Annotated in this window: 19 protein-coding genes, 1 other RNA gene and 1 pseudogene; 4 read left to right on the forward strand and 17 right to left on the reverse strand. The window is 44.6% G+C overall.

Going from position 1 to position 15,911, the window contains the following annotated elements:
- Position 1: 1 nt before the first annotated feature.
- The 4 genes and pseudogenes from M1D90_RS12190 to M1D90_RS12205 all read right to left on the reverse strand — a co-directional run.
- The gene (locus M1D90_RS12190; RefSeq protein WP_075213262.1) at positions 2 to 1,351 is read right to left on the reverse strand and encodes a cytosine permease; all 1,350 of its coding nucleotides are present in this window, start codon (positions 1,349 to 1,351) and stop codon (positions 2 to 4) included.
- A 32-nt stretch (positions 1,352 to 1,383) separates the two neighbouring features.
- On the reverse strand, positions 1,384 to 1,770 hold the full coding sequence (locus tag M1D90_RS12195) for an OsmC family protein (RefSeq protein ID WP_020451518.1): 387 nt from the start codon (positions 1,768 to 1,770) through the stop codon (positions 1,384 to 1,386).
- A 2-nt stretch (positions 1,771 to 1,772) separates the two neighbouring features.
- Positions 1,773 to 2,396 carry a TetR/AcrR family transcriptional regulator gene (locus M1D90_RS12200; protein ID WP_020451517.1) on the reverse strand — a complete coding sequence of 208 codons (624 nt, stop codon included), beginning with the start codon at positions 2,394 to 2,396 and terminating at the stop codon, positions 1,773 to 1,775.
- 299 nt (positions 2,397 to 2,695) lie between these two features.
- Positions 2,696 to 2,818: pseudogene (locus M1D90_RS12205) on the reverse strand (hypothetical protein); the annotation flags it as partial.
- 441 nt (positions 2,819 to 3,259) lie between these two features.
- Here M1D90_RS12205 and M1D90_RS12210 point away from each other — a divergent pair.
- Both M1D90_RS12210 and M1D90_RS12215 read left to right on the forward strand, forming a co-directional pair.
- Positions 3,260 to 3,709 carry a DMT family transporter gene (locus M1D90_RS12210; RefSeq protein ID WP_023857645.1) on the forward strand — a complete coding sequence of 150 codons (450 nt, stop codon included), beginning with the start codon at positions 3,260 to 3,262 and terminating at the stop codon, positions 3,707 to 3,709.
- A 21-nt stretch (positions 3,710 to 3,730) separates the two neighbouring features.
- Positions 3,731 to 4,216, forward strand: coding sequence for a DMT family transporter (locus M1D90_RS12215; protein WP_020451514.1), 486 nt, complete (start codon positions 3,731 to 3,733; stop codon positions 4,214 to 4,216).
- A 147-nt stretch (positions 4,217 to 4,363) separates the two neighbouring features.
- Here the strand turns inward: M1D90_RS12215 and ssrS are convergent.
- A non-coding RNA gene (gene ssrS / locus M1D90_RS12220) (6S RNA) lies at positions 4,364 to 4,547 on the reverse strand.
- Between the two features lie 159 nt (positions 4,548 to 4,706).
- On the opposite strand from ssrS, the gene M1D90_RS12225 reads away from it, so the two are divergent.
- The gene (locus M1D90_RS12225) at positions 4,707 to 5,468 is read left to right on the forward strand and encodes an N-acetylmuramoyl-L-alanine amidase (protein WP_025811494.1); all 762 of its coding nucleotides are present in this window, start codon (positions 4,707 to 4,709) and stop codon (positions 5,466 to 5,468) included.
- Between the two features lie 54 nt (positions 5,469 to 5,522).
- On the opposite strand, the gene M1D90_RS12230 is transcribed toward M1D90_RS12225, so the two are convergent.
- The 4 genes from M1D90_RS12230 to sufU form a co-directional block, all read right to left on the reverse strand.
- On the reverse strand, positions 5,523 to 6,497 hold the full coding sequence (locus tag M1D90_RS12230; protein WP_456282799.1) for a DMT family transporter: 975 nt from the start codon (positions 6,495 to 6,497) through the stop codon (positions 5,523 to 5,525).
- Positions 6,498 to 6,504: 7 nt separating this feature from the next.
- Complete coding sequence (locus tag M1D90_RS12235) at positions 6,505 to 7,170, reverse strand: GntR family transcriptional regulator (RefSeq protein ID WP_026579697.1); 666 nt, start codon at positions 7,168 to 7,170, stop codon at positions 6,505 to 6,507.
- 44 nt (positions 7,171 to 7,214) lie between these two features.
- Positions 7,215 to 7,679 carry a Fur family transcriptional regulator gene (locus M1D90_RS12240; RefSeq protein ID WP_026579698.1) on the reverse strand — a complete coding sequence of 155 codons (465 nt, stop codon included), beginning with the start codon at positions 7,677 to 7,679 and terminating at the stop codon, positions 7,215 to 7,217.
- 94 nt (positions 7,680 to 7,773) lie between these two features.
- The gene (sufU, locus tag M1D90_RS12245) at positions 7,774 to 8,205 is read right to left on the reverse strand and encodes a Fe-S cluster assembly sulfur transfer protein SufU (RefSeq protein WP_020451508.1); all 432 of its coding nucleotides are present in this window, start codon (positions 8,203 to 8,205) and stop codon (positions 7,774 to 7,776) included.
- Between the two features lie 202 nt (positions 8,206 to 8,407).
- Here sufU and M1D90_RS12250 point away from each other — a divergent pair, with 202 nt between their 5' ends.
- Entirely contained in the window at positions 8,408 to 9,208 is an 801-nt protein-coding gene (locus M1D90_RS12250; protein ID WP_128822440.1) for an MBL fold metallo-hydrolase, read from the forward strand.
- Between the two features lie 18 nt (positions 9,209 to 9,226).
- Here the strand turns inward: M1D90_RS12250 and M1D90_RS12255 are convergent, their stop codons facing one another.
- The 8 genes from M1D90_RS12255 to M1D90_RS12290 form a co-directional block, all read right to left on the reverse strand.
- On the reverse strand, positions 9,227 to 9,844 hold the full coding sequence (locus M1D90_RS12255; RefSeq protein WP_020451506.1) for a hypothetical protein: 618 nt from the start codon (positions 9,842 to 9,844) through the stop codon (positions 9,227 to 9,229).
- A 117-nt stretch (positions 9,845 to 9,961) separates the two neighbouring features.
- Positions 9,962 to 10,939 carry a class 1b ribonucleoside-diphosphate reductase subunit beta gene (gene nrdF / locus M1D90_RS12260; protein WP_020451505.1) on the reverse strand — a complete coding sequence of 326 codons (978 nt, stop codon included), beginning with the start codon at positions 10,937 to 10,939 and terminating at the stop codon, positions 9,962 to 9,964.
- Positions 10,940 to 10,959: 20 nt separating this feature from the next.
- On the reverse strand, positions 10,960 to 13,062 hold the full coding sequence (nrdE, locus tag M1D90_RS12265; RefSeq protein ID WP_020451504.1) for a class 1b ribonucleoside-diphosphate reductase subunit alpha: 2,103 nt from the start codon (positions 13,060 to 13,062) through the stop codon (positions 10,960 to 10,962).
- Positions 13,019 to 13,414, reverse strand: coding sequence for a class Ib ribonucleoside-diphosphate reductase assembly flavoprotein NrdI (nrdI, locus tag M1D90_RS12270; RefSeq protein ID WP_020451503.1), 396 nt, complete (start codon positions 13,412 to 13,414; stop codon positions 13,019 to 13,021). The genes nrdE and nrdI overlap by 44 nt, the downstream gene beginning before the upstream one ends.
- Before the next feature lie 250 nt (positions 13,415 to 13,664).
- Positions 13,665 to 13,877, reverse strand: a complete 213-nt coding sequence (locus M1D90_RS12275) for a hypothetical protein (RefSeq protein ID WP_020451502.1) — start codon at positions 13,875 to 13,877, stop codon at positions 13,665 to 13,667.
- A gap of 313 nt (positions 13,878 to 14,190) precedes the next feature.
- Complete coding sequence (gene hfq / locus M1D90_RS12280) at positions 14,191 to 14,412, reverse strand: RNA chaperone Hfq (RefSeq protein ID WP_020451500.1); 222 nt, start codon at positions 14,410 to 14,412, stop codon at positions 14,191 to 14,193.
- Between the two features lie 41 nt (positions 14,413 to 14,453).
- The gene (gene miaA / locus M1D90_RS12285) at positions 14,454 to 15,398 is read right to left on the reverse strand and encodes a tRNA (adenosine(37)-N6)-dimethylallyltransferase MiaA (RefSeq protein WP_020451499.1); all 945 of its coding nucleotides are present in this window, start codon (positions 15,396 to 15,398) and stop codon (positions 14,454 to 14,456) included.
- 101 nt (positions 15,399 to 15,499) lie between these two features.
- Entirely contained in the window at positions 15,500 to 15,901 is a 402-nt protein-coding gene (locus tag M1D90_RS12290) for a YmaF family protein (RefSeq protein WP_020451498.1), read from the reverse strand.
- Positions 15,902 to 15,911: the final 10 nt, after the last annotated feature.

Below are 15,911 nucleotides of genomic sequence, written 5' to 3' on the forward strand. Positions count from 1 at the left end.
CTTAAAAACCAGACGATTCCTCTGTCGCTTCTCCGATTTCGTAACGGAGATTTAATTTTGTGAAAATAAATGTAAAAACGATATAAATCAAAAATGCAAGTACAGTAGAGTTAATCGGTCCGATGCCGAACGTTACCTTTGAAGCGGTAAAACCTCCGATGATCACCGAAAGAATCGCCGCAACATTCAGCTTCGAATAAGTTGTTCCAGCCCCGAATCGATATTGTTTTTTCTTGATGACAGGTGCTGTGATCCAATGATCTGCGATCATCACGCCTGCGATCGGCGGAACATACAAACCTAAAAATGTTAAGAATGGCACAAACATATTCTGGACACCTAATAATGCAATCATGATGCCGATCACGCCCATGATCGCCACAAGTGCTTTCTTAGGAATGTTCACAACATTGCGAAGCCCCAGAGATCCGGTATACAAATTGTTATCATTCGTCGTCCACTGTGCAAAAACGATGATGAAAAATGCCAAAAATCCAAGTCCGAGCTTGCTCATCGCGGCAGGAATATTCGGTGTTGACCCGATATCCGGAACATTCGCAGCAATGGCCATTGCCGCTCCTGCAACAAGACAGAAAACACCTCCGAGGAAATAACCGACAGACGCACCTATTCCTCCTGAAACCGCTCCTTTTGCATATCTCGTCACATCAGGAAAAACAACCGCACCCAATGCAGCATTTCCAACTACGATTGTAATTCCGGCAAATATCGTCATAGGGTCCCCTGTCGGATGAAACGTCAGCAAGTTATGCCAGCTTCCAGAATAATTGACAGCACTCACAATGCCCCATATAGAAAAGATGACGACTAAAGGTACAGCGATAAAGCTTAAAGCGGCAAGTCCGCGATATCCTATAAAAGCGGTAAGGATCATTAAAATGCCGCCCCAAACGATGGCGACTTCAGGCTTTGCAAGCCAAACACCCGGAAACATTTCAGAAATGGTCGTGCCGAAAAAAGCAACCTGCCAGCCAAACCAGCCGATTCCCAGTGTCAGCGCCAAGACGATTCCAAAAAGGCCCGATCCGTAGCGTCCAAAAGCCTGACGGGCAAGAACGGTTGTCGATATTCCGTATTTTGCACCCATTACACCTTGAAAAAAGCCATAGACCGCAAGAATCAGCATACCTAAGACGGCAGCCAAAACGGCGTGCGCAAAATTCAATCCCTGGATCAGCGCTCCTCCAGTCACAATCGTCGACAATGAGATAATCCAGGCACAGCTTGTAATCGTAATGTTAAAAATCGATTTTCTCTTATTTTCAGGCACTGATGTAACAGCAAAATCATCAGCATTTGTATAGGAAGGTTTTTTACTGTTGTTTTCCATTTTCATGCTCCTTCGTTTCATCATGTAGGTTGTTACACCATATTCGTATCAATCGTTACCCCTCGTTTTAACGTATTGCCGATTGTACATGCCCTTTCAGCAGAGGTGATTAATTTCTTTTTATAGTCGGTCGGAAGATGCTCGGGCAATTTGACGCTAACCGTACATTTTTCAACACGGGACGGGCCATCGGGCGCTTTAGCAGCGGAAACAGAAACTGAAAATTCATCCTCCTGCACTTCTATGCCGTCCCTTTCAAACATCCTTTGCAAAGAAATGGTGATACACATCCCTAATGAAGCTTCCAACAGCTCAATCGGCGAAAGGCCGTCTGAATTCGGAGTGAAAGACCCCTTGGCCTGCATACCGGCTTCATGAAAAATCCCAAACTCTCCATTTGTTTTTTGAATAATAGACAAATTTAATTCCTCCTTTGGCCTATCAGCCCGAAAAATTCAAAATGAACCAATTCTTCAGTCATTTCATCAACTGAAAACTTGGGGACATAATTCAGATCATGCTTTGGCCCAAACAGCCATTTTGATAGTGTGCCCAACACAAGACTTGTTAACATGGTGGCCTGCAGATCAGTATTATGGGAGGAATTTAGCATGCCAAGCTCTGTAGCCCTTTGGATGTTCTTTTTAAATGCTTGTTCAACACTGATCAGCGCCTCTTCGATTGCCTCCCTGATTTCCGGATCGGCGCCTTGTCCCTTGACTAATAAAAACGTCATTAAGTTTCGGTTCTCCTGTGCAAACGTAAAAATTCTTTTCATAAGGGCTGTCGTGGATTGGATCATATCATCTGTAAGAGCAAACGTCTGCCTGTAGCCTTGATGAATGGCTGCAAGAAGGTTTTTTTTCCCCTTGTCTATGATTTCCTTGACGATTTCTTCTTTGCTTTTGAAGTGCCAGTAAAAAGTTCCCTGTGCAACGCCAGCCTGTTTTACGATGTCTGAAATTTTTGTCGCGTGATATCCTTTCGTAGCAAAAATCTCAAGCGCGATATGTAGCAATTCCTCTCTTGTATCCGTATTTCCCAAGTGTTTTCCTCCTTACCCGGAATCTCGATTGACAAGTCAGTCAGTTTTAGGGCCATTATTCCTATTGGATTTGTAAGAATAATCTTATACAATGTTCTTTTCCTAGTCAAGTTGCTAACCTTTCCATTTTTCGCGCAATTACAAAATATGAACAAAGCAAAACCTCTATTTCATTCTTTCATCCCCCCTCACGGCCACTGGATCAAACGGCTTTCGGTTTATTTTTTCAAGAGATTTACAGTTTCATCGACTAATTCTAATAACGTTTTTTTATGATGTGATGATGAAACTTTTTGATGATCTAATTCCCGCAGCCTGGAATAAATGTCTTTCCGCTCATTTTGGAGTTCGCGTATGGCTTGTATCTCGGCATTGTTCAGTTGTTCCAGTCTTAATCGGAGCGCCTCTCTTTCGTTGAACACATTCCCACCCCCTAACAAAATATTACTTGTAGTTTATAGGACTTTTTTCAGTTTAACAATTCTTCTTTCCTGAAAATTTGCTTGTACGATTTGGATGAGCTGAATTTTGCCGGGATTCCAACTTACTTTTTATGGAGAGATTTTACGGCTTTGAACACGAGGAACCGGACTTACAAAAACCAAAGAGAACTCAGCCGGAGTCCTCTTTGGTTTTTTTATCGCTACATCACCTTATTGAATCTCAAAATCTTCTTGAAACATGATTTTCAAAAAAGAAAAACATGATATAGATACAAAGCTGCAAATTTTGAATTCTTTTCATCAATCAGCACTTGCATCATGAACTCCTTTTCGCCAAAATACAAAGTGTCCCTCAAAAACAGCAAGACTTTCAGCTTTGAAATAATCGTCCAATTACCGCAAAAAGGAGTTTTTAAAAATATGATCATTTTAATACTTATAGCCGGGATTTTGGCCGGAATGGCCATTCCTGTTCAAACCTCAATTAATTCACGGCTAGGCATGAAGATCGGGTCTCCTTACGGGGCGGCGGCCATATCTTTTTTTGCCGGTACGCTTATCCTGGTCATTGTCGCCTTAGTGACAGAGCGCCATTTTTTGTCTATCATCGGACTTCTCCCTTCCATCCCCTTGTGGATCCTCATTGGAGGCGGATGTTTAGGCGTTTTTTATTTAACTTCAAATATTTTGTTGCTTCCGCGTCTTGGATCAGCACTGACAGTTGTCGTCACTTTGCTTGGGCAGATGGTGATGGCTCTGGCCATCGATCACTTCGGATGGTTTCATATTCCCGTTCATGAATTAAACTTTCCTAGAATCATCGGCATTTTGTTCATCATCTCCGGGGTTTTCATTATCAAAAAATATTAATAGCAAGGGAGTTCATCACCGATGAAAAACAACACTATGAACGTTTTTCTTTACATGATGCTCGGGCTTTTTGCCGGAATGGCATCACCGATTCAAACATCTATTAATTCAGAGCTGAGAAATGCTCTCCAATCACCTTTTATCGCTTCACTTATTTCGTTTTTGGTTGGAATGGTCATTCTTCTCTTTCTTACGTCGATCATTGAACATCGGCGGTTATTTCATTTAAACAATTTACATACAGCAAAAACCTTTATCACGGGCAGCCCTTGGTGGCTCTGGACTGGTGGAATACTTGGCGTCATCTTTATCACATCCAATATTTTGCTTTTGCCGATTGTCGGAGCGTCACTTACTGTTGTTTTGGCTTTAAGCGGCCAAATGATCATCGCCCTCATCATCGATCATTTTGGCTGGTTCGGAACCCCCAAACACCGCTTAAATGTGCAGCGCATGCTGGGAATTGTCCTGATGATCACGGGAATTATCATCATTCAGCATTTTTGATGCCAGTCATTTTTGCACCTTCTACCTTTAAAATGAATAAAAGGGCGGTGTCCGCCCTTTATTTACAGCAAGTTAGTTTACATAAAACATTTACAGTAAACCGATTTTAAGCAAATAAAAAAAGCCATTTTATTCAAATGACTTAAGTGAAGTGCTGCAATTGCCGTATGCAAGTAAGAAAGTTTTAAACCACACTCCTCAAAGTGGGTGTCTGCAGAAACGTTCCTGTCGTCCTTTCGAGGAAGGCATGACATTCCGGTTCCGATATAAAACTCCCTATTACAGCTTAAAGGTTAAAACTTAATTATCATTACGTACAATGCAGCGTAATTGAATTATATGATAAAAACATTAAAAATGCAACCTCTTGCCTGAAGAGAATATGACGCTCTATAATAAGTTGAATATTTACAAAATTCTGCAATATTGTGGCGTTCGTACAACCCTTCATGTCCATCTGTTCATAGACTGTCTATTGAGGTGATGTCTTGTGGTAAAAATTTTTATCGATCCCGGCCATGGCGGGTCTGATACAGGTGCTTCAGCTAATGGTTTGCAAGAAAAACAGTTAACATTGCAAACCGCCTTGGCTTTAAGAAACATGCTGCTGAATGAATATCAAAATGTTTCAGTCCTGTTGAGCAGGACAAGCGACCAAACCGTCAGTCTGACGCAACGCACGAACGCCGCGAACAGCTGGGGAGCGGACTACTTTCTATCGATTCACATGAATGCCGGGGGCGGGACAGGTTTCGAGGATTACATTTATCCCGGCGTCGGCGCACCTACCACCACCTATCGGGATATCATGCATGAAGAGATTTTAAAAGTTGTCGATTTCAGGGATCGCGGCAAGAAAACGGCCAATTTTCATGTTCTTAGAGAAACAGCCATGCCCGCACTCCTTACGGAAAATGGCTTTGTAGACAATACAAACGACGCCGAGAAACTGAAGTCTTCCGCGTTTATTCAATCCATTGCCAGAGGCCACGCCAACGGACTCGCAAGGGCATTTAACCTTTCCAAAAACGCAGCAGCTCTCTATAAAGTGCAGATCGGCGCTTTCAGGACCAAAGCCAATGCCGATTCGCTTGCCGCTCAAGCGGAAGCGAAAGGGTTTGATGCCCTTGTGATTTACAGGGACAGCCTTTACAAAGTGCAAATTGGCGCTTTTTCTTCCAAAGAAAATGCCGAAGCGCTCGTTCAGCAAGCCAAAAACGCCGGATTTGACGCTTTCATTTACCAGGAATAGGGACAATCATCAAGAAAAGCCCGCGATCTGTCTCGTATAGATCGCAGGCTTTTTTTATGCTTTTGCAGCTTTACTTTGAATCGCCGGCTTTTGCGTTTGATTCGATGCATGGCTGTTCAACACCATTCCGATAATCACAAGTGCCATGCCGCTCCATGAGATGGCACCAGGAAGCGGACTTGAAAGAAGCAAAATTTCACCAGCGGCAGCAAACAGCACTTCAAACGATTGTGTGGCCTCGACAGCCCCTAATTTTCGCATATCCCCTTTTACAAGATCGGTTGCGGCAAAGAACAGCACAGTTGCGCATATTCCGGAAAAGACAGCCACCAAACCTGACTGAATGACTTGTCCCCGGCTGGGCGCACCCGCCGATGCCAGCCCGTACAGTGAGAGGATCAGCCAAAACGGAAGGCTTGCCAACGTCATCCCCAATACCCGCTGATAAGCATCAAGGCGCCCGGCGCATGCTTCCATCATTTTTCTGTTCCCAAGCGGATATGTAAATGAAGCCAACATAACCGGCACGACGCACAGCAGCATCTCATGCAAAGAAAGCTGTGCCGCATGCTCAGCCTGCATCAGCGCCACCCCGATTAAAATGATCAACGACATCGCCAGCCCTTTATAGGGAATTTTGCCCCTCATCTGTACGGGACCTGTTTTTGTTTGGATGGTTTCGTAAAAAAGCGGCGCCAAAAGGGAGCCGGAAATAATCGTGATTTGCCATGTTCCTGCAATCAGCCAGCCCGGCCCGTAAGCCGCCGCGAAACAGAGCGGCGCATAAAAGAGGCCGAAGCCGACGATGCTCCATCTCAGCCAAATGCCCGGTGCTTTTTTGATTTCCTGAAAAAGTTCTTTTACGTTCCCCCTCAGCCAAACAATGACAAATAAAAGAGGCGCCATAAAGATAAATCTTAGCGATGCGCTCCAGATCCAGCTTCCCCCTTCAAGCTCCATCGCCCTGTTTAAAACGAATGTAAAAGCAAAAAAGAAGGCTGCAAAAACGCCCAGTATAATCGGCCTCACAATCCCCTCACTCCTTTTCCTGATGTCCGGCCAATCGGTCTCCGAGACTGAGCCAGTTTTCCTCGGCAAGCTTGATGGCCGCATTCCGATCCCCCTGTCTGCAGGCATCGATGATGTTCTGATGCTGTTCGACAGATTTCAAGCTGCCGATCGAGGAAAACTGCGACATCTCAAGGCGGTAAATTTTTGAAGAAATTCTCTCCAATGCCCGGGTAATTTCTGGGTTTTTTGATGCTTGTAAAAACACCTCATGAAAAGCAGCATCCGATTCGATTGCTTCGATAATGTCTTCTTTTTGAATCGCTTGCTGCAACGTTTGATTATGCGCCTCCAGTTGATCAAGGTCTGAATCCGTTAAAAAAGGAAACGACAGCTTGACAGCCAGCGCATGCAGTGCTGCAGTGACTGTAAAAGCATGTTCAGCTTCCTCGCGATTTAACGGTGCTACACGTGTTGCTGAACCCGGAACAGTTTCAACAAGTCCTTCATCTTCCAGTCGTTTGAGCGCCTCCCTGACAGGTGTGCGGCTGATGCCAAACTGCTCTGCAAGCTCCTGATCATGCAGACGCTCCCCCGGCTTTAGTTCCAAATGTACGATGGTGCGCTTCAGCGTTTGATACACTTCTTCCCGAAGCGAAATTCGTTTGATTCGTTTAATGTTATTTTTCATCATAAAACCAATATATCGGATTTTGGTTTTATGCACAACCAAATTTTTTATCTAACCCCTTTCTCTTTAGCGGCGTATTTTCTTTTCGCCTGGCAATCTTTGCAGATGCCGTACAGTTCCAATCGGTGATGTGTCACTTTAAATCCGGTCAGCCGTGCCGCAATGTCTTTTACTTTCTCCAGTTGCGGACAATGAAAATCGACGATTTTCCCGCATACTTCGCATATGACATGATCATGTTCCTCTAGAGCCAGATCAAAACGAAGCGGATCGGTAAACCCCATTTCTTTTATAAGGCCCTCTTGTTTAAAATAGCGGATGGTGTTGTATATCGTCGCTGTACTGACGGCAGGATATATCTCCCTCAATGATTGTTGAATTTCAGCTATTGTAGGGTGGTTCCTGTTGGCTAAAAAATAATGGTAGATGGCCAGCCGCTGCGGCGTCATTCGAATGCCTTTCCGTTTAAGCTGCGCCATCGCTTCCTGCTTTACATTCGTTTCGTTTTCCATACCTCTTTCGTCACTGCCCCTTTTTTCCCTTGAATCTTCCGATATTCTTTGCCTGGCTGCCTTAGAAACGGAGTGCTTTAGATGTGATGTTCATTTAATAAACGTTCTCCTTGATCCGATCGAGCGCCTGCCAAGGCATCAGGGCACAGTTATGGCGGGCCCGTAACGGATGGACGCCAATCAGGGAAACGGCATCTCCCAGCAGATCCTCTGCCGGTTCTTCTCCTTTTCTGATCATATTTTCCATCGCTTCACGCATTAGCCCGGCTTCTTTTAACGTCTTTCCTTTTATCAGTTCAGTCATGATTGATGAGGAAGCCATGCTGATGCTGCACCCATCTCCGATAAAAGCTGCGTCTTCGATCTTTTCATTTTTAATGTCGATAAACAAAGTCATCACATCACCGCATGTTGGATTTTTGTAATGGACGTAATACGCGCTGTGTTTATCGATTTTTCGAAAATTTCGCCTGTATCTTGCATGATCCATAATGACGGACCGATACAGCTCTTCCAGTTTCGGCATGAAATGATGCTCCTTCCCTTTTAAAAAGTTGTATTTTGGTTGAAAGAACAAACGGATTTAGTTATACTTCCGTTATTAAATCGTAATCATTACGATTTAATAATAACCGATCAAGAAGCTCACCGCAAATGAAAAGACACAATGAAACTGCCTCTTCTAATAAAGAGACAGATCGGTCAAACGCAAAGGGGGAAGATTTATTATGAAGGAGCCAGACCGCATTCAACTCGATTCTTTTCAAATGACAATTTTATCTGATGGAGCATTTCGAGTTTCAAGGGATTTCTTTTTGGCGGGAGGAGACCCTCATGAAGCAGAACATTATCCTGAAGAATTTGAAGTAGCGCTGAACTTTATCTGCCTGGAAACGAACGAAAAACGGATACTGATTGATACGGGATTTGGCGAAACAGGCGGACAAGAAAGCGGGCACTTGATTCATCACCTGACACAGGCGGGAATTATACCTGACTCCATAGACTATGTCATTTTGTCACACAGTCATTTAGATCATACGGGAGGTCTTCTGAATAACGGGAAACCCGCTTTTCCAAACGCTGTTCATCTGATCAGTGAAGCAGAATGGCTGTACGCAAAACAAACGCCGGCTTCTAAACAGTTTCGCATTCTCTCCACTGTCCGGCCGCTTCTGAAGCTGCTGACAGAAGATACCGAACTGCTTCCCGGACTGAAGCTGATCCATACGCCCGGACATACGCCTGGACACTTGACTATTGAATTACAGACAAAAGACGGGGTCTGTCAGATCATCAATGACGCATTTCACATTCCCGAAAGCATCTCCAATCCAAAGCTGCGGGTTTCGCTTGAGCATGACCCTAAAGAGGGAGAAAAGACAAGAAGACTGCTGGCCCGGCAGGCTTATAACGGACAGGTCCTGCTCCACGGGTGTCATTTCCCCTACCCTGGTTTCGGGTTAATCGAAAAGCAGGGCTCACTTTTTCAATGGAAACCGGTCCAATACGAAAAGAAAACTCGCTGAATCAGCGAGTTTTCCAATTTAAACTAAGATATCAACGACAAACTGTGACCAAGATTCAAGTCTGTCATAGACGCTTTTATCTTTCAGATCACTGGCTTTCATCCACCGGCCGGCAATCTGCTCCTTTTCTTTAACTTCAACGTGTGCGCCCGGTTTTAATTCAAGCGCTGAAAGGATTCCGATATGTACTTTTCCGACGCTGTTTTCATCATCATTAATCAGTCCGAGCGTCACCATTTTTTCTTTATCTGATTCCTCAATCAGAAGCTCTTCATCAAGTTCACGGTCTGTGTTTAACTTCAGAATACCGGAAAAATCAAGCCCTTCGGCAAAGTTCATGTGGCCGCCGAAGCCGAGTGACAGCTTGTTGTGAAGCCGCGCTTCCCCTCCGCCTTCGAGCCGCTCGTATACAAATATTTCGTCTTCTCTTTTGATGACAACATAAGGGATCGGCTGTTTAAACGCAGGATCTTCTTCGGCGTCTCCCCTTCTCATTTCACTGAAATGCTGTTCAATATGCGCCATGATCTTCCCGACCTTCTCACCGTCGCTGTTGACGCCTTGGAAGGTCAGCGTTTCATTTGCAAATACGTTTTCCCGCGGGACCACGAGAATGATTTCATCCATTTTTCCCATTGTATCCGTTTCCTCCTCAAAGTGAAAAGAGCAGATTCGTTCTGCTCTCATTTTGCCGTGTATCTATAACTGAAAGGCGGGGCTTGGGCGCGGATGCGCCCTTTTAGCCCGGCCGGCTTACTTATCGTCAAAGTAAAAATCGTCGTCTCTTATCGGTTCAACTGTTGCTTTTTTATAGCCGTTTCCTTTCATTGAGAAGAAGTCGTGTGACTTCGTTTTCGTATTCAACCCGTTCAACACAATCGGATTGATCTCTTCTTCTTCAAAATAAGCTTCAAAGCCAAGGTTCATCAGCGCTTTGTTGGCATTATAGCGGATGAACTTCTTCACGTCGTGTGAAAGGCCGACCTGGTCGTACAGATCTTCTGTATATTCAAGCTCATTTTCATAAAGCTCTTTTAATAGATCAATGGCAAACGCGTACAGCTCTTCTTTTTTCTCAGGTGTCTGCTGATTGTAAATCTCCTGAGCAAGCAGGCCGACATAGACGCCGTGAATCGCTTCGTCCCGCAAGATCAGGTTGATGATTTCGCCGCTTTGCATCAGCTTGCCCTGTCCGTAAAAATAAAGCGGGTAGTAGAAGCCGCTGTAAAACAGGAAGCTTTCTAAATAAACGGATGCGACCATCGCTTTAAACAGCGAAATTTTATCGCCCTGGCGGATTTTCTCATAGAGTCCGACAATGACCTGAGCTTTTTTCTGCAAATATTTGTTTTGTTTAACCCATTCAAAGACTTCGTTGATCGTCTCTGTCGGGGCAAGCGTCATGAAAATGTTTGAATAGGACTTGGCGTGGACCGCGTTTTCCATCATCGCCATGAAGTTCAGCACCGCTTTGCGCTGATGCCCTTCCACATGCTCAGCGACAAGGGGCATTCCCGTGTTCCCCTGCTCTGTATCGAGAAGCGTCAGCCCCGCGAGCACCTTCATGTATGTGTCCTGTTCATTTTTACCCAAGTACTTCCATGTCAGAAGGTCTCCATTAAGCGCAATCTCTTCCGGAAGCCAAAATTGCTTCACATTTTGGTTGTAAAACATTTGGGTAAAATCATCTTCATGCTTTGACCAGTTTGCTGCATCATAAATTTTCGTCACTTTCGCATACTCTCCTTTAATCAAACGACACAAGAAAGGCAGCCTTCTTGCCCTGTATCCTTCGTTCTTGCATAGTAAAGTGTTTTGATTCCTTTATGGTGGGCATAAAGATCGATCCGGTTCAGATCGCGTGTCGTCATTGTATCTTTCAGGAACAATGTAAAGCTTATGCCTTGGTCAACGTGCTGCTGAATCGTCGAGATCATGTCGACAACTCTGAACATGTCCATATCATACGCTTCTTTATAGTAGAACCAGTTGCTCGGCGCAAGTCCAGGCATCGGATAGTACGTCTTGGAGTTGCCGTAAGTTCTTTCTTCAATCCGCTCCATGATCGGCATGACTGATGCCGTGCTTGACTGTACATATGAAATGGACCCGGTCGGTGCGATGCACAGTCTGTAGCTGTGGTACAATCCGTGTTCTTTGACAAACTGTTTCAGCTGTTCCCAGTCTTCTTTTGTCGGGATGTGCATGCCTTCAAAAAGCTTGGCCACTTTTTCGAATTTAGGCGAGAAATCTTGTGTAACATACTTTTCGAAGTATTCACCCGTTGCGTAAGCCGAACCTTCGTAGTTATGGTACGTCTCACCTTTTTCTTTGGCGATTTCGGCAGACCGTTCAATCGAGTAAAAGTTCATCATCATAAAGAAAGTGTTCGCGAAGTCCCTCGCTTCCTCACTTTCGTAGGCGATATTGTTCTGTGCCAGGAATCCGTGCAGGTTCATCGCTCCAAGGCCGATGGATTTCATCGCTTTGTTCGCTTTTTTGACCGCCGGTGCGTTTGTAATGTTCGTCGTTTCAGAAACGTGCGTCAGCGAATCGGTTGCAAGCTTAACCGTCTGCTCAAGCGATTTGTTTTTCATGACGTTCAATATGTTCAATGAACCAAGGTTGCAGGAGATGTCAAGGCCGATCTCATCTTCTTGACCGTAGTCTGTGTATGAAGAAACCTGTGAAGCCTGAAGAACCTCTGAGCAAAGGTTGGAAAATTTAACCTTGGAAATATGATTGTTCGCATGCGCGTTGTTGACATTGTCCTGGAACATAATGTACGGATATCCTGATTCCGATCTTAACATCGCAAGCTTTTCGAGCATCTTGCGCGGGTGGATTTTTTCTTTTTTGACGCGCGGATCTTCCACAAGCCGGTCGTACATCTCGTTCATGTCCATTTCATCGAGGTGCTCGCCGTACGCTTTATAAACGGTGTGCGGATAGAATACGTATGCCGCTTTATCCTCTCTTGCAAGCTCGATGAATTTATCTGGAATGACGACTCCGATGGACAATGTTTTCACCCGGACATCCTCATCAGCGGAAATCTTCTTCGTATCGAGGAAATCGTTGATGTCGCGGTGGAAAATGTTTAAGTATGCAGCCCCTGAGCCTTGTCTTTGTCCCATCTGATCAGCGTAACGGAATGCGTTGTCAAGAAGCTTCATCACGCCGACAACGCCTTTTGTCGCGTTTTCGACATCTTTGATCGCTTCGCCTTTCGCACGCAGTTTTGAAAGGTTCAACGATACGCCTCCGCCTAGCTTTGACAGCTGCATTGAAATATCAATCGCTCTCGAGATGTCGTTCAAGGAATCATTGACTTCCAAGAGGAAGCAGCTGACCAGCTCTCCGCGGCGTTTGCGGCCGGCATTTAAGAACGTCGGCGTGCTCGGCTGATACTCCTGGTTGATCATCATTCTGACGAATTCCTTCGCCTTCTCCTTATCCCCGTTTGCAAAAAATAAAGCTACGATAGAGATTCTGTCTTCATAGCGTTCAAGAATTTTTTTCTTGTCGTTTGTCTTCAGCGCATAGTCATTGTAAAACTTAAAAGCGCTCATAAAGGACGGGAATCTGAATTTTTTAGCGTAAGCCTCTTTGAACACTTCCTTGATTTCTTCGAACGTGTAGCGGCTTAAAAACTCTTCTTCATAGTAGTCATTCTTGATTAAGTAATCGATTTTCTCTTTCAGATCATGGAAAAATACCGTATTTTGGTTGATATAGTCTACAAAATAACTATGTACAGCTTCTTTATCTTTATCAAACTGGAATTTCCCGTCTTTTTGGATCATGATCTCATTGTTTAACTGGATCCATTTTGGCACTTGATTTTGTGACAATTCTTTCTACCTCCTGAGTAAACAGTTCAACGTCTTTGGCCGTCCCGCTGAGCTCAAATTTGCCGAGAATCGGAACCTGATACTGCTTCGAGATTTTTTCTGCGCTTTTCGCAAAATTGTCTCCCCACACTCTGTTTCCGCTTGCCGCAACTCCCAAAAGAAGATGGGCGTTTTTCTCAAGAAACATCTCAGTCGTTTTCGGAACTTCCCCAAACCCTGTCGTGTACGTGATCAAAACAAACGGTTCGTCTAGATACTCCTCTGTGCTGACTTTCCGTTTATTGCGAAAAGGCGTCTTATCCACAAAGCGCTGAACGTTTCCCGTTTTTGAATCAAATACGATCTGAATCATCATTATCACGACCTAGTAAAATTGTTTCCGAGTCTTTCAACTCGAACCTTACACAATATATAGTATACTATCATTCAAGAAAACACAATATATTGTGCTCAGGTTGATGAAAGTTCACAATTTGCTTCAGCTTAGGAGGCCTAAGGCCAAAGAAATATGAGTAGAATGAGAGCCGTTCGCTCATCCTACTCACAAACCGAAATCTATCATAACACGAAAAAAATTGAGTTAGTAGACTAGACTTTTTCGCTTATTTTTTGTAAGTGTCACAGCACTTGTTCTCGCATACCTCTTTAATATCGGCTTCGATGCCGAGTTCCTTAAGAACCGACTGAACAGCCGTCATGATCGACGCTTCCCTGACAAGTTCTTTTCCATTGACGAGAATACTTGTGCCGTATTCATAGCAGGAATCATCTTCACACGTCTCTTCCCAATGGTTGATGACGATCTTAGGTTTCATTGTTCGCTCATTCCTTTTCATTTTCAAACTGAATTGATGTAAACACTACTTAGTTTAGCGATTAGATGCCGCTTTGTAAATTTGAATGCCTCGGTCTTTCACAGGACGTGATGACGGCGGCGTTTTAGACAGGATGTCAGGCAATTGGTCGCCGTTCCTTTTATTCCCAGACTCCTGCTCGGACCGGCAACGGCCGCAGTTGATTGTAAAGTCGCCTCGAAAACGACAAAATCCCAAAACAGTAAACTGTTTCAGGATTTTGTCAGGCAATCTGAAAAGACCATGCCAGGCATGGTCTTTTAGCCGTAAATCGCTATTCGAGTTCGAGTTGAACGTTTTTTTGCGGTGCAAATGTGGAAATGGCATGTTTGTATATAAGCTGCTGCTTTCCTTCCGATTCAATCAACACTGTAAAGTTGTCAAATCCTTTTACTTGTCCGCGCAGCTGAAATCCATTCAGTAAAAAGACCGTGACAAATGTACTTTCTTTCCGAATCTGATTCAAAAACTGATCTTGAATATTTATCGATTTCATGTTTCTGGTCCTCCTTGTTTCTCTATACCATACTGTTTCGATTAAAGTTCGAGCTTTCCTGCTATGTAAGTGAAAATTTCCTGTTTTTTCTGCTCGATATTGACAGGGGGCGTCATGTCATACCAGGCGACATCCATTTGATTTCTGAACCATGTCAGCTGTCTTTTGGCGTAGCGTCTCGAATTCCGCTTCAACGTCTCAACCGCCTCTTCCAAGGACGCTCTGCCTTCAAGGTGCGCATAAAGCTCTTTGTACCCGATGGCCTGAACAGACTGGCAATTTCTTATGTTTTCATCATAAAGCTGTTTCACTTCATTCAGCAGCCCCTCATCCATCATCTGGTCTACGCGGCTGTTGATCCTGTCATACAGCACTTCCCGCTCCATCGTCAAACCGATGAGAGCCGTGGTGTATAAAAGCTCTTTCCGCTGTCCTTCCATATGTTCAGACATCGTTTTTCCTGTCGTATGGAAAATTTCAAGCGCCCTGATGACCCTTCGTTTATTGTTTGGATGAATGGCTTTTGCCGCTCCGGGATCGCGCTCTTTCAATAGACAGTGAACATATTCGGCTCCTCTCTTGTCAGAGAGCGCCTCCATCTCCGCTCGGAACTCAGGGTCGCCCGCTTCCTCTGTGAATGAATAGTCGTAAAGGACAGACTGGATATAGAGCCCTGTCCCCCCCACAATCATCGGAAGCTTCCCTCGCCTGCCAATCTCTGCGATTTTTTGTCTGACGATCTCCTGATATTCAGCAACCGAGAAAGATTCCGTCGGTTCTTTAATATCGATCAAGTGATGCGGAACCCCGTTCATTTCTTCTTCTTTAATTTTTGCTGTGCCGATATCCATTCTTTTGTAAATCTGCATCGAATCTCCGCTGATAATTTCCGCATTCAAATGCTCGGCCAGCATCACGCTTAATTTTGTTTTACCGACAGCGGTCGGTCCGATCAAAACGATGACCGGCGGTTTCGTTTTATTCACTGCTGATCACTCTCTTTAAACAAGCTCCTCCCATTATACCATTTCACGTTCAAAAACATCCATTTCATTTTACCCGTTTTCATTACTTTCCAAACATTCCCTCACCACCCTATCGGCTCATTCCCCACAATTTCTCTAGTGGAACCTTTAAAAGTATGCCGGTGCCTCTCCTTTATTCCATCGCTTACATACACGACTCCGCCAAATCTGATCGGGGGAGCCGCAGAATATGCCAGATAGGTCGTGCCCCCGATTTCATGATAATGCGTGCCGTCCGCCCGCGGAATCGCGGGCCCCGTAATCGCGTAATACCTGTGATAATGTCCCTTATCGAAAGAAGTGATGCCGGAATAAAAATGAACGTGCCCATCTGTATTGCTCCCGTTTGCCGGCTGGGAAAAGCCTTCAATTAGGTGGTAATGGCCATTGGCAGTCGATGTTCTCGCCCTGTAGGCGTGGGCATGGGGAGGCGCTTTTGACCAATCCGACTGATACAGCGTCATGTTTCATTCA

Source organism: Bacillus sp. JZ34 (genome assembly GCF_053903205.1).

Coding starts and splice junctions, on each gene's coding strand:
- M1D90_RS12190 (WP_075213262.1), bottom strand. CDS start 1,351: ATGGAAAACAACAGTAAAAAACCTTCCTATACAAATGCTGATGATTTT.
- M1D90_RS12210 (WP_023857645.1), top strand. CDS start 3,260: ATGATCATTTTAATACTTATAGCCGGGATTTTGGCCGGAATGGCCATT.
- M1D90_RS12215 (WP_020451514.1), top strand. CDS start 3,731: ATGAAAAACAACACTATGAACGTTTTTCTTTACATGATGCTCGGGCTT.
- M1D90_RS12235 (WP_026579697.1), bottom strand. CDS start 7,170: ATGATGAAAAATAACATTAAACGAATCAAACGAATTTCGCTTCGGGAA.
- M1D90_RS12240 (WP_026579698.1), bottom strand. CDS start 7,679: ATGGAAAACGAAACGAATGTAAAGCAGGAAGCGATGGCGCAGCTTAAA.
- sufU (WP_020451508.1), bottom strand. CDS start 8,205: ATGCCGAAACTGGAAGAGCTGTATCGGTCCGTCATTATGGATCATGCA.
- M1D90_RS12250 (WP_128822440.1), top strand. CDS start 8,408: ATGAAGGAGCCAGACCGCATTCAACTCGATTCTTTTCAAATGACAATT.
- M1D90_RS12255 (WP_020451506.1), bottom strand. CDS start 9,844: ATGGGAAAAATGGATGAAATCATTCTCGTGGTCCCGCGGGAAAACGTA.
- nrdI (WP_020451503.1), bottom strand. CDS start 13,414: ATGATTCAGATCGTATTTGATTCAAAAACGGGAAACGTTCAGCGCTTT.
- M1D90_RS12275 (WP_020451502.1), bottom strand. CDS start 13,877: ATGAAACCTAAGATCGTCATCAACCATTGGGAAGAGACGTGTGAAGAT.
- hfq (WP_020451500.1), bottom strand. CDS start 14,412: ATGAAATCGATAAATATTCAAGATCAGTTTTTGAATCAGATTCGGAAA.
- M1D90_RS12290 (WP_020451498.1), bottom strand. CDS start 15,901: ATGACGCTGTATCAGTCGGATTGGTCAAAAGCGCCTCCCCATGCCCAC.